Genomic DNA, 12649 nt, shown 5'->3' with positions numbered 1-12649 from the left:
CCTGGCCCCGCCGCGGGCCCGGGGCCTACCCGGCGACAGGCGGCGCGTCCGCCCGGAGCGACAGGCCGCGAACGAGCGTCGCGAGCGTGCGCAGCACCGGGGTGTCGATCCCCGCCCGGCGCCCGCGATCGACCACGGCGCCCTGGAGGATGTCGACCTCGGTCGCGCGGCCGGCGCGCACGTCCTGCAGCATCGACGGCTCGGTGAGCGGGAAGTCCGCGCGCGTGAGCGCGACCATCGCGTCCGCCGTCGCCTCGGAGATGTCCGCCCCCTCCGCCCGCGCGACCGCGATCACCTCGAGCATCGCCGCCCGGAGGAGGTCCTCCATGCGCTCCACGACCACCCCGGCGCGCTGGCCGGTCAGCGCGCAGATGGCGTTGAAGGGGGCGTTCCAGACCATCTTCTCCCAGAGCATGGCGCGGTAATCCGAGCCCCGGCGGACGGGGATGCCGGCGCGCTCGAGCAGCGCGGCGGTCGCCTCGACCCGCGCCTCCTGCCCCGGCCGGTACGGCGCGAGGCCGGCGCGCGTCTGCGCGAGCGTCTCGATCTCGCCAGGGCCGCTGAGGCCCGCGGACATGTACGCGATGGCGGCCAGCACCCGCGAGGCGCCGACCTCGCGCGCGACAGCGTCCTCCGAATCGAGCCCGTTCAGCAGGGGCAGCGCGAGGCCGTCCGCCGCGAGCAGCCCGGGGAGCCTCGCGCCGACGTCGCCGAGCGACGGCCACTTCACGGCGATGAGCGCGAGATCGAACGGCCCGCGCACCCCGTCGAGCGGGGCCACGCGGAGCGGCGGCGTGCGCACCTCGCCGGCCGGCGTGCGGAGGATGAGCCCGCGCGACCGCATCGCCTCGGCGTGCGCGCCCCGCGCGACGAAGGTGACGTCTTGCCCCGCGAGGGCGAGCCTAGCCCCGAAATAACCCCCCACCGCGCCCGCGCCGACAACGAGGATCCGCATCGGCGGCGACCATAGCACGCTCGGGCCGAGCGCAGAGAACCGACATGTGGCGATCAGCGCGGATTGCGGATATGCATGAGCCCAGATGCAAAGGCCGGACGTCCCCACCACGGCTCACGCCGGCGGCAGCATGACCGAAGGCGAAGAGCCGAGCGCGACGCTGGAAGCCGAGCAGATCCAGCTGTTGCTCGACGCCCTGCCGGCGCTCATCTCCTATATCGATGACGAGGAGCGCTATCGCATCGTCAACCGGGCCTACGAGCGCTGGTTCGGCGAGGATCGCGGCTCCCTCGCCGGCCGGCGCGTGGGCGAGGTGATCGGCGACTCCGCCTACGCCGCCGTGAAGCCGCGCATCGACGCGGTGCTCGGCGGGCAGCCGCAAGACTTCGAGTCGCGGCTCGCGTACCGCAGGGGCGGCAGGCGCCACGTCCGCATCCAGTACATCCCTCATGTCGGCGCGAGCGGCGAGGTGCGCGGCTTCTTCACGCTCGTCACGGACATCAGCGAGCAGAAGCGCGCCGAGGAGGCGCGCCGCTTCCTGGCCGACGCGACCGCCCTGCTCGATCCGGTGCTCGACCGCGACACGAGCTACCGGCGCGTCGCGGAGCTCGCGGTCACCTCCGTGGCGGACTGGTGCTCCGTCCACACGATCGAGCCGGACGGCGCCCTGCGCGCCCGGGTCATCGCGCACGCGGACCCGCAGAAGGCAGAGCTCGTGTCCAGGCTGGCCCAGCGCAGCCGGATCCCGCCGGAGGCCGAGACGCCGCTGCACGAGGTGCTCCAGGGCGGCCCCGGCCGGCTCCTGTCCGAGATCCCCGACAGCGTGTTCGCCGGCGTGGCGCGCGACGCCGAGCACTTCGCCGCCCTGCGCGCGCTCGGCTGCCGCTCGGCGGTGATCGTGCCGATCCGCGGCGAGGAGTGCGTCCTCGCGGCGCTCACGCTCGCCTCCGCCGAGTCGGGCCGCGCCTACACCGCGGCCGATCTCGCCTTCGCCGAGGAGCTCGCGCAGTGCATCCAGGTGGCCCTGCAGCGCATGCGCCTCTACGACATGGCCCGCGACGCCGAGGCCGAGGCGCGGCGGCGCTTCCTGGCCGAGCAGGAGGCGCGCCGGGCCGCCGAGCGCGCCGCGCAGCGCATGGCCGGCCTCCAGCGCATCACCGCGGCGCTCGCCGACGCGCTCACCTGCGAGGCGGTGGCGGAGGTCGCCGTCGACCAGGGCGCCGCCGCCGCGGGCGCGTACGCCGGGTCGATCGTGGTGACGGCGGGCGATGCGATCGAGTGCCTCAAGGCGGTCGGCTACGCGCCCGAGATGGTCGAGCGCTTCCGGAGGCTGGCCGTCTCCGACGGCGTCCCCCTCACCGACCCCCTGCGGACCGGCGCGCCCGTCTGGCTGCGCACGCGCAAGGAGTGCGCCGCCCGGTACCCGGATTTCGCGGCCACCGCGCTGACCTCCACGACCGCCTCGCTCTGCTGTCTCCCGCTCGTCGTCCAGGAGCGGCCGATCGGGGCGCTCGGGCTGAGCTTCGCGGAGCCGCGCCCGTTCGATCACGAGGAGCAGGAGTTCCTGCTCGCGCTGTCGCGCCAGTGCGCGCAGGCCCTCGAGCGCGCGCGCCTGCACGAGGAGCGCGCCGCCATCATCGAGCGCGAGCGGCGCGTCGCCCTCGAGAACGCCCGGCTGTACCGCGAGGCCCACGAGGCGGACCGGCGCAAGGACGAGTTCATCGCGATGCTCTCGCACGAGCTCCGCAACCCGCTCGCGCCCATCACCACCGGCCTCGAGCTCCTGCGCATGACCACGGGCGAGCGCGGCGACCGCGACGACAGCCAGATCCTCGCGACCCTCGAGCGGCAGGTGAAGACGATCGTGCGGCTCGTCGACGATCTGCTCGACGTCTCCCGGATCACGCGCGGCAAGATCGAGCTGAAGCGGGAGCGGCTCGACGTCGGCGCCGTGGTCGAGACCGCGGTCGAGTCCGTGCGCCCGCTCCTCGCGCAGCGCCGGCACGAGCTCGCCCTTTCGGTCGAGCCGGGCGTGCTCGTGCACGGCGACCGGGTGCGGATCGAGCAGATCGTCGTGAACCTGCTCACCAACGCCATCAAGTACACGAACCCGGGCGGCCGCGTGTCGCTCTCCTGCGCGGCGAGCGACGGCGACGCGTGGATCCGGGTGACGGACACCGGCGTCGGCATCTCCGCCGAGCTCTTGCCGCGCGTCTTCGAGCCGTTCATGCAGGCGCGGCGCACGCTGGATCGCTCGCAGGGGGGCCTCGGGGTCGGGCTCACGCTCGTGAAGCGGCTGGCCGAGCTGCACGGCGGGCGCGTCGAGGCCGTGAGCGCCGGCCCCGGCGAGGGCACCGCCATCAGCGTCTGGCTCCCGCTCGCGGGCGCCTCGGCGGAGAGCGCCGCGGCGCCCTCGACCGAGGCCCCGCGCTCCGGGGCGGGCGCCCTCCGCGTCCTCCTCGTCGACGACAACGTCGACGCCGCCGAGGGCCTGCGGCGCATCCTCCAGCTCTACGGCCACACCGTCGCCATGGCGCACGACGGCCCGGCGGCGCTCGAGGCCGCGCGCGCGTCGAAGCCCGAGCTCGTCCTGCTCGACATCGGCCTGCCCGGGATGGACGGCTACGAGGTCGTCCGGCGCCTGCGCGCCGAGCCCGAGCTCCGGGGCTCCTACATCGCCGCCGTCTCCGGCTATGGGCAGGACCAGGACCGCCGCCGCTCGCGCGAGGCCGGCTTCGACGCGCACCTGACCAAGCCGGTCGCCACGGCGCAGCTGCTCGCCCTCGTCGCCGAGGCCGCCCCGCGCGGGTGACCGGCCCGCCGCCGCCTTTCAGAGCTGCAAGGCGGTCGCCCCGGGGGCGCGACACACGCGCGAAACATTCACCCGACGTTTCGCGAGAATCGCCCATTTCCTTTCATTGACGCTGCGGAGATCGCCCCCGCGCGGAGCCTTGTTGCGCTCGCCGGTCGCCGCGAAACACGCAGGAAACAGAGGGAATGTCCGCGATCGAGCGCGCCATTGGACACACAATTTATTCCAGCGAAACAGTTGTGAAACAGAGCCCACAGTAGACAAGATCCGGTCCGAGATTACGGCCTGCGCCGCGCTCGGACGGCAGTACGGCAGTGACGGTGAGAGTGACTCACCGGGTCCAAAGGTGGGTTTGCATGAGCAAGAAGAAGGACCTCCTCGTCATCGGCAACGGCATGGTGGGGCACAAGCTCATCGAGAACATGGTCCTCGGTGGCTCCCTGCGCGAATGGAACATCACGACCTTCTGCGAGGAGCCTCGGCTTGCCTATGATCGGGTGAACCTGTCCGCCTTCTTCAGCGGCAAATCGGCCGACGACCTCTCGATGGTGAAGCCCGGCCTCTACGAGGAGGCGGGGATTCAGGTCCACCTGGGCGACAAGGCGGTATCGATCGACCGCCGCAAGAAGGCCGTGACCTCCGCGAAGGGGCGGACGGTCTATTACGACAAGCTCATCCTCGCCACGGGCTCGTACCCGTTCGTGCCGCCCATCAAGGGCAAGGACGCGAAGGGCTGCTTCGTCTACCGCACGATCGAGGACCTCGAGGCCATGGCGGCCCACGCCAAGGGGGCGAAGGTCGGCACGGTCATCGGCGGCGGCCTGCTCGGGCTGGAGGCGGCCAACGCGCTCAAGAACATGGGGCTCGAGGTCCACGTCGTGGAGTTCGCCCCGCGCCTGATGGCCCTCCAGGTCGACGACGCCGGCGGGACGATCCTCCGCCGGAAGATCGAGTCGCTCGGCGTCCACGTGCACACGAGCACCTCGACCACGGAGATCGTCGCGGAGCACGGCCGCGTGGCGCGGATGCTCTTCGCCGACCAGACCGATCTCGCGACCGACATGATCGTCTTCTCCGCCGGCATCCGGCCGCGGGACGAGCTCGCCAGGGCGTGCGACCTCGCGATCGGCAGCCGCGGCGGCGTCGTCATCAACGAGCGCTGTCAGACGTCCGATCCCGACATCTACGCGATCGGCGAGTGCGCGAGCTACCAAGGCCAGCTCTACGGCCTGGTGGCGCCCGGCTACCACATGGCCAAGGTCGCGGCCGACGCCCTCACCGGCGGGAAGGAGACCTTCGGCGGCTTCGACATGAGCACCAAGCTCAAGCTGATGGGCGTGGACGTCGCGAGCTTCGGCGACGCGTTCGCGGCGCAGCCGGGCGCGCGCGTGGTCAGCTTCATGAACGCGACGTCGAACGTCTACAAGAAGCTCGTCGTCAGCGCGGACGGCAAGCACCTCCTCGGCGGCATCCTCGTCGGCGACGCCTCGAACTACGGGCAGCTGCTCCAGCTCGTGCAGAACAAGATCGTCCTCCCGCCGAACCCCGAGGACCTCATCGTCACGGCGCGCGAGGGCGCGAAGCCGGCGGGCTTCGGGGTCGAGGCGCTGCCCGACACCGCGACGATCTGCTCGTGCCTCAACGTCACGAAGAAGGCCATCTGCTCGGCCATCTGCGACGACAAGCAGGTCACGCTCGCCGCCATCAAGGGTCACACGAAGGCGGGCACCGGCTGCGGCTCGTGCACCACGCTGATCACCGACATCCTGAAGAAGGAGCTCAAGAAGGCCGGCGTCGCGGTCACGAACTACATCTGCGAGCACTTCAACTACTCGCGGCAGGAGCTCTATCACCTCGTCCGGGTCCACGCGATCAAGACCTTCGACGACCTCATCGCGCGCCACGGCAAGGGCAACGGGTGCGAGATCTGCAAGCCGGCGGTGGCCTCGATCCTCGCCTCGACGTGGAACGAGCACATCCTGAGCAAGAAGCACCTCCCGCTCCAGGACACGAACGATCGCTTCCTGGCCAACGTCCAGCGGGACGGCACCTACTCGGTGGTGCCGCGCGTGGCGGCCGGCGAGATCACGCCCGATCAGCTCATCGCCCTCGGGCAGGTCGCGAAGAAGTACAACCTGTACTCGAAGATCACGGGCGGCCAGCGCGTCGACCTGTTCGGGGCGCGGCTGGAGCAGCTGCCCGACATCTGGGGCGAGCTCATCGACGCCGGCTTCGAGTCGGGGCACGCCTACGGCAAGGCGCTCCGCACCGTGAAGTCGTGCGTGGGCAGCACCTGGTGCCGCTACGGCGTGCAGGACTCGGTGGGCTTCGCGGTCGCGGTCGAGAACCGCTACAAGGGGCTGCGCAGCCCGCACAAGCTGAAGTCTGCGGTGTCCGGCTGCGCGCGCGAGTGCGCCGAGGCGCAGAGCAAGGACTTCGGGATCATCGCGACGGAGAAGGGCTACAACCTCTACCTCTGCGGCAACGGCGGGATGAAGCCGCAGCACGCCCAGCTCTTCGCCGCGGATCTCGACGAGGCGACGCTCATCAAGTACCTCGACCGGTTCTTGATGTTCTACATCCGCACGGCGGACCGGCTCCAGCGCACGGCCACCTGGTTCAACAACCTCGAGGGCGGCATGGATTACCTCCGCCAGGTCATCATCGAGGACTCGCTCGGGATCTGCGAGGAGCTCGAGAAGGAGATGGCCCACCTCATCGCGACCTACGAGTGCGAGTGGAAGGCCGCGGTCTCCGATCCCGAGAAGCTCAAGCAGTTCCGCCCGTTCGTGAACGCCGGCGAGCCCGACCGGAGCATCGTCTTCGTCAGCGAGCGGTCGCAGCACCGCCCCGCGGCCTGGAAGGAAAAGTCGACGCTCGTCGAGGAGATGATCTGACCGCGGGCCGAGGGGCCTCTTCCGAGGGAAATCGCCATGAACGAGCTGCACATGTCGGAATCGCCGAGAAGCGAGGGCGCGGGCCAGGGCTGGGTCGAGGTCTGCGGGGTCGAGGACATCATCCCGAACACGGGGGTCTGCGCGCTCGTGGGGAAGCGCCAGGTCGCTGTCGTCCGGGTCGGCGAGGGCGAGGAGATCTACGCCATCAGCAACTTCGACCCGTTCAGCAAGGCGTTCGTCCTCTCCCGCGGGATCGTCGGCGACAAGGGGGGCGTCCCCAAGATCGCCTCGCCGATCTACAAGCAGAGCTTCGACCTGCGCACGGGCCAGTGCCTCGACGACCCGACCGTGCGCGTCCCCGTGTATCCCACCCGGATCCGGGGCGGGCGCGTCGAGGTCCTGGACGCGGCGCAGCCGCGCGGCGTGGCGAGCTGACCCGATGGGCTTCTTGGGCAGCGCCGCGCTCCGCTTCGCGACGGGCACGCCGCCGCTGTCTCTGTGTCTCTTGGAATTCTCCGGGCTGGGCTTCCGCGCCGGGTAGACAGGAATCTCGATGAGCGTTGCAAAGGTGTCGGACACTCACTTTCGTTTGCCCATCGTCAACTCGCCGCCGAAGATCCAGGACAGCAACAAGAACCTGCTCCAGGCGCTCCTCGCCGACCAGCAGAAGCTCACGGCGGTCGAGCGGTTCTCCAGGCTGCACGAGGAGCACGCGCTCCCGGCCCAGTCCAAGTACTACCGCGACCTCATCCCCCTCGAGCGGCCGAAGCCCGGGCAGCAGTACGCCTTCGAGGTCGATCTGGACGCCTGCACCGCGTGCAAGGCGTGCGTCACCGCCTGCCACAGCCTGAACGGCCTCGACGAGGACGAGGTGTGGCGCTCGGTCGGGCTCCTCCACGGCGGCACGCCCCAGGCGCCGGCGCAGCAGAGCGTGACCACGGCGTGCCACCACTGCCTGGACCCGGCGTGCATGTCGGGCTGTCCGGTCAAGGCCTACGAGAAGGACCCGGTCACCGGCATCGTCAAGCACCTCGATGATCAGTGCATCGGCTGCCAGTACTGCATCCTGATGTGCCCCTACGACGCTCCGAAGTTCAACGCGGAGCGGGGGATCGTGCGCAAGTGCGACATGTGCAGCGACCGGCTGGCCAACGACGAGGCCCCGGCGTGCGTGCAGTCGTGCCCGAACGGCGCCATCCGCATCACGGTGGTCGACCAGGCGCAGGCCGTGCAGGAGAGCCAGACCAACGTCTTCCTGCCGGGGGCGGCGGCGCCGGAGATCACGATCCCGACGACCAGCTACAAGACGAAGAAGTCGCTCCCGCGCAACATGCTCCCTGCGGACTTCTACCAGGTGAGCCGGGAGCACTCCCACCCTCCGCTCGTCGCGATGCTCGTGCTCACGCAGCTCTCGGTCGGCGCGTTCTGCGTGAGCCTCGCCCTGAACGAGCTCCTCGGCGCGCAGGCGACCCGGGGCTTCGGCGGCCACAGCGCCACCTTCGCGCTCGTCTTCGGGCTCGCCGCGCTGGGCGCGAGCCTCCTCCACCTGGGCCGCCCGCAGTTCGCGTTCCGGGCGTTCCTCGGGCTCAAGACGTCGTGGCTCAGCCGGGAGATCCTCGGGTTCTCGCTCTTCGCCGGGGCCGGGACGCTCTACGCCGCCTCGTTCTGGGTGCCCTCGATGCCGGCGCTCGCGCCGCTCTCGCCGCTCGGCCAGCTGCAGACGCCGCTGTCCTACGCGGTGGCGCTGAGCGGGATGCTCGGCGTGTTCTGCTCGGTGATGGTGTACGCGGCGACCCAGCGAGACCACTGGAGCGGCGGACTCACGGGCTTCAAGTTCGCGAGCACGGCGGCCGTGCTCGGGAGCTCGACGGTCCTGATGGTGGCGCTGCTCCTCAGCCGCGAGCACGCGGCGCTGCTCCTGACCGGCGGCTTCCGCGCGCTGAGCGGGTTCCTGTGCGCGGCGATGGGGCTCAAGCTGCTCGTGGAGCTCTCGATGTTCCGGCACCTCCGGAAGCGGAGCCACTCGACGCTCAAGCGGAGCGCGATCCTGATGACGGGGGAGCTGAAGGGCGCGACGGGCTGGCGGTTCGCCTGCGGCGCGCTCGGCGGCATCGTCCTGCCGGCGCTCAGCCTCTTCTCGGCGCCGAACAGCGGCGTCAGCTCCGAGGTCCTGATGGCCATGGCGGTCGTGGCGTTCCTGTTCTGCCTCGCGGGCGAGCTCCTCGAGCGGTACCTCTTCTTCGCCGCGGCGCCCGCGTCCAAGATGCCTGGAGGGCTCTCCTGATGACCACCCCCGACGCCAAGAAGACGGAAGCGGAGCCCAAGAAGGCGGACAACCTGCTCCTCCAGCGGAACGGGCCGCTCACGCGCGAGCTCTTGCTCACGCCCGGCGAGTTCGGCCTCGGGCGGGTGCCCGCGCGGCTGAAGCCGGATCAGACGACCACGGTCGTGTGCGGCTTCTGCTCGACCGGGTGCGGGCTGAACGTCCACCTCAAGGACGGCGAGGCGATCAACCTCTCGCCGAACACCGACTATCCGGTGAACCTCGGGATGGCGTGCCCGAAGGGCTGGGAGGCGCTCACGCCGCTCCGGGCGAGCGACCGCGCCACCACGCCGCTCCTCAGGAACGCCCGCGGGAAGCTGGAGCGGGTCGAGTGGGACGTCGCGCTGCGCACGTTCGTCGACCGGTTCAAGGCGATCCAGGAGGCGCACGGCAAGGAGTCGGTCGCCTTCATCAGCACGGGGCAGATCGTCACCGAGGAGATGGCCTTCCTCGGGGCGCTCGCGAAGTTCGGGATGGGCATGCTGCACGGGGACGGCAACACCCGGCAGTGCATGGCGACGGCGGTGGTGGCCTACAAGGAGTCGTTCGGGTTCGACGCGCCGCCCTACACCTACCGCGATTTCGAGGAGTCCGACGTCGTGGTGCTCGTCGGCTCGAACCTCTGCATCGCCCACCCGATCATGTGGGAGCGGCTGTGCAAGAACAAGCACCGTCCGGCGATCCTCGTCGTGGATCCGCGCAAGACCGAGACGGCGATGGCGGCGACGGCGCATTATGCGCTGAAGCCGAAGTCGGATCTGACGCTGTTCTACGGCATCGCGCACATCCTCATCCAGCGCGGGTGGATCGACAGGGAGTTCATCGACGCGCACACGGTCGATTTCGAGCAGTTCAAGGCGCACGTCGAGGAGTTCACGCCGGCGCGGGTCGCCGCGGCGACGGGGATCGGCGAGGAGCAGCTCGCGACGTTCGCGGAGACGATCCACAGCGGGAAGCGGGTGTCGTTCTGGTGGACCATGGGCGTCAACCAGAGCCACGAGGGCGTGCGGGTCGCGCAGTCGCTCATCAACCTCGCGCTGATGACGGGGAACATCGGGCGGCCCGGGACCGGGGCGAACTCCATCACGGGCCAGTGCAACGCGATGGGCTCGCGGATGTTCAGCAACACGACGGGCCTGTTCGCCGGCCACGACTTCACGAAGGAAGAGCACCGGAAGAAGATCGCCGGGATCCTCGGCGTCCCGGAGGAGGTCATCCCGACCCGGAACAGCCTCGCGTACGATCAGATCATCGAAGGCATCCTGAAGGGGAAGATCAAGGGCCTCTGGATCATCGCGACGAACCCGGCGCACTCGTGGATCAACCAGGAGGATCTGCACGAGCTCCTCGGCCGCCTGGAGTTCCTCGTGGTGCAGGACATGTACGCCACGACCGAGACGGCGGAGCGCGCCCACCTCGTGCTGCCGGCGGCCTCGTGGGCCGAGAAGGAGGGCACGTTCATCAACTCGGAGCGGCGCATCGGCCTCGTGAAGAAGGTCGCGCGGGCGCCGGGGCAGGCGCTGGCCGACTTCCACATCTTCCAGCTCGTCGCGCAGTACTGGGGGTGCGGCGATCTGTTCAAGGAGTGGAAGAGCCCGGAGGCGGTCTTCCAGATCCTGAAGCGGCTCTCGAAGGGGCAGCCGTGCGACATCACGGGGATCGAGGACTACGCGATGATCGACGAGCGGGGCGGCGTCCAGTGGCCGTACCCCGAGGGGGCGTCGTTCGAGACGAACGAGCGGCGGCTGTTCGAGGACGGCCGGTTCTACCGGCCGGATGAGAAGGCGAAGTTCGCGTTCCAGGCGCCGCGGCAGCTGCCGGAGCCGACCGACGAGCAGTATCCGTTCACGCTGCTCACCGGGCGAGGGAGCTCCAGCCAGTGGCACACGCAGACGCGGACCAAGAAGTCGGCGGTGCTGCAGCGGCTCTATCCGAAGGAGATCTACGCCGAGGTGAGCCCGGTCGACGCGAAGAGGCTCGGCGTCGAGATGAACGAGTGGGTGGTCATCGCGTCGCGCCGCGCGGAGATCAAGGCGCGGGCGTTCGTCACGAACGCGGTGCAGCCGGGGGAGATCTTCATCCCGATGCACTACGAGATCACGAACAAGCTGACGTTCCCGGCGTTCGATCAGTACTCGAGGCAGCCCTCGTACAAGGCGTGCGCGGTGAAGGTGCGTCGCGAGGAGGATCGCGGGTAGATGGGTTGGTTGCCCTACCCGGCTCCCGTGGAGGGAGCTCGTCGCGCGGGGCGGCCTCCCGAGGCGCCCCCGACGCGAGATCGCATCAGCGCAGCGTCAACCGCGATCCAGGAAGTCCATCAGCCACTGCATGGCCGGCCGCAGCCTGCCGTCCGGGTGCTGGAGGCCGGTGTTGTCCCTCCAGGTGGCGCCGACGATGTAGCCCCACAGGGTGATGCCCGGGACCGACGGGTGATTCCAGAACATCGTGAACTGCTCCTCCATCACCCGCTTCTGCTGGTTGTCGTCCCCGATGCCGATGTCGTACTCGGTGATGTACACGGGCTTGCCCAGAGAGGCCATCTTGTCGATGTAGCTCTTCACCGTGTTCGTGTTGATCTTGTAGGCGTCATGGGCCTGCGCGCCGAGCGCGTCGACCGGGGCGCCCGCGCCGATGACGGCCCGCGCGATCCTCATGAAGTTGTTGTGGTCGTTCTCGTATTCGATGTTGTTGTAGTCGTTGAGGATCAGGACCGCGCCCGGACAGAACTCGCGAGCCCACTTGAAGGAGTTCACGATCCAGTCCCAGCCGCTGGCGCCGTCGCCGCCGATGCCGTTCTTGTACGAGGGCGTGGTGTGGGGCGGCGGCTCGTTGACGACGTCGATGTACTTCGTGTCGGGGTAGCGCTCGCAGAACGCCTTCATCCAGTCCCGCACGGCCGACTGCTGCTCCGCCCCGGAGAGGCGCCCGACCCAGTCCGGCTGCTGGGCGCCCCACACGAAGACGTGGTGCTTGAAGATGATGTGGTTGTCCTTGGCGTACTTGTAGATCCTATCGAGCGCGCTCCAGTCCCTGTTCCCGCGGGACTTCTCGACGGAGCCCCACTTGCCCTCGTTCTCGGGCGTGATCTGGTTCCAGTACTTGGCGAAGCCGTCGCGCACGTTGCCGTTGGTCGTGATGTTGCCGACGAACTTCCCCATGGGCTCGGGGACGCCCGTCCCGGTGGAGGTGGTGCTCGAGGCGTCCGAACCGCCGCCGCCCTCGTTCGACCCGCCGGCGCCGGCGCTGGTCGTGCTCGCGCTGGTCGTGCTCGCGCTGCTGGTCGTGCTCGCGCTGGTCGTGCTCGCGCTGGTGGTCGTGCTCGCGCTGGTGGTGGCGCTGGTGCTGCCCGCCGCCCCCGCGCCGCCGCCGCCGCCGTCACCTCCTTCGCCGCCATCACCGCAGGCAGAGAGCGCCGCGATTCCGAGCGCGATCCAGGCCGTGTTGCAAAGCCATCGAGAAGAGCGGTTCTTGTTCACGTTGGACTTCCCCTTCAGTGATTGGGTAAGTTTTTGATAGGCGCAGTATTTCAGGGCAGTCGGATGGGAAGGCTGCCGGAGCCGGTGCGCGTACCAATCGCACCAGCGCCCGCGCGCCCGGCGCGGGTAGGGCCTGACCGCTGCCTCGGCGAGCGAGGTGTCGCGCGCGCCCGCGGCGGCCGAACG

The 12649-nt window shown here is 69.8% G+C and carries 8 protein-coding genes; 6 read left to right on the top strand and 2 right to left on the bottom strand.

Translation table 11 applies throughout. From position 1 onward, the window contains the following. Positions 1 to 25: 25 nt before the first annotated feature. A complete protein-coding gene (locus NQZ70_RS49695; RefSeq protein ID WP_129580479.1) occupies positions 26 to 955 on the bottom strand; it encodes a ketopantoate reductase family protein in 930 nt (309 codons plus the stop codon). Positions 956 to 1040: 85 nt separating this feature from the next. On the opposite strand from NQZ70_RS49695, the gene NQZ70_RS49690 reads away from it, so the two are divergent. The 5 genes from NQZ70_RS49690 (at position 1041) to NQZ70_RS49670 (ending at position 11185) form a co-directional block, all read left to right on the top strand. Then, the gene (locus NQZ70_RS49690) at positions 1041 to 3767 is read left to right on the top strand and encodes an ATP-binding protein (protein ID WP_129580478.1); all 2727 of its coding nucleotides are present in this window, start codon (positions 1041 to 1043) and stop codon (positions 3765 to 3767) included. 356 nt (positions 3768 to 4123) lie between these two features. Continuing rightward, complete coding sequence (nirB, locus tag NQZ70_RS49685) at positions 4124 to 6664, top strand: nitrite reductase large subunit NirB (RefSeq protein ID WP_129580477.1); 2541 nt, start codon at positions 4124 to 4126, stop codon at positions 6662 to 6664. 51 nt (positions 6665 to 6715) lie between these two features. Next, the gene (gene nirD, locus NQZ70_RS49680; RefSeq protein ID WP_061625982.1) at positions 6716 to 7099 is read left to right on the top strand and encodes a nitrite reductase small subunit NirD; all 384 of its coding nucleotides are present in this window, start codon (positions 6716 to 6718) and stop codon (positions 7097 to 7099) included. A gap of 118 nt (positions 7100 to 7217) precedes the next feature. Further along, positions 7218 to 8948, top strand: coding sequence for a DmsC/YnfH family molybdoenzyme membrane anchor subunit (locus tag NQZ70_RS49675; RefSeq protein WP_129580476.1), 1731 nt, complete (start codon positions 7218 to 7220; stop codon positions 8946 to 8948). After that, positions 8948 to 11185, top strand: coding sequence for a molybdopterin oxidoreductase family protein (locus tag NQZ70_RS49670; protein ID WP_129580475.1), 2238 nt, complete (start codon positions 8948 to 8950; stop codon positions 11183 to 11185). The genes NQZ70_RS49675 and NQZ70_RS49670 overlap by 1 nt, the downstream gene beginning before the upstream one ends. A 96-nt stretch (positions 11186 to 11281) precedes the next feature. Here the strand turns inward: NQZ70_RS49670 and NQZ70_RS49665 are convergent, their stop codons facing one another. Beyond that, positions 11282 to 12145 carry an endo-1,4-beta-xylanase gene (locus tag NQZ70_RS49665; RefSeq protein ID WP_129580474.1) on the bottom strand — a complete coding sequence of 288 codons (864 nt, stop codon included), beginning with the start codon at positions 12143 to 12145 and terminating at the stop codon, positions 11282 to 11284. On the opposite strand from NQZ70_RS49665, the gene NQZ70_RS49660 reads away from it, so the two are divergent. Then, positions 12144 to 12500, top strand: coding sequence for a hypothetical protein (locus tag NQZ70_RS49660; protein ID WP_129580473.1), 357 nt, complete (start codon positions 12144 to 12146; stop codon positions 12498 to 12500). The two genes, NQZ70_RS49665 and NQZ70_RS49660, sit on opposite strands and share 2 nt — an antisense overlap. Positions 12501 to 12649 lie beyond the last annotated feature (149 nt).

This window comes from Sorangium sp. So ce836 (assembly GCF_028553905.1).
Taxonomy (GTDB): Bacteria; Myxococcota_A; Polyangia; order Polyangiales; family Polyangiaceae; genus Sorangium; species Sorangium cellulosum_D.
This window is presented reverse-complemented; position numbering and strand designations above follow the sequence as displayed.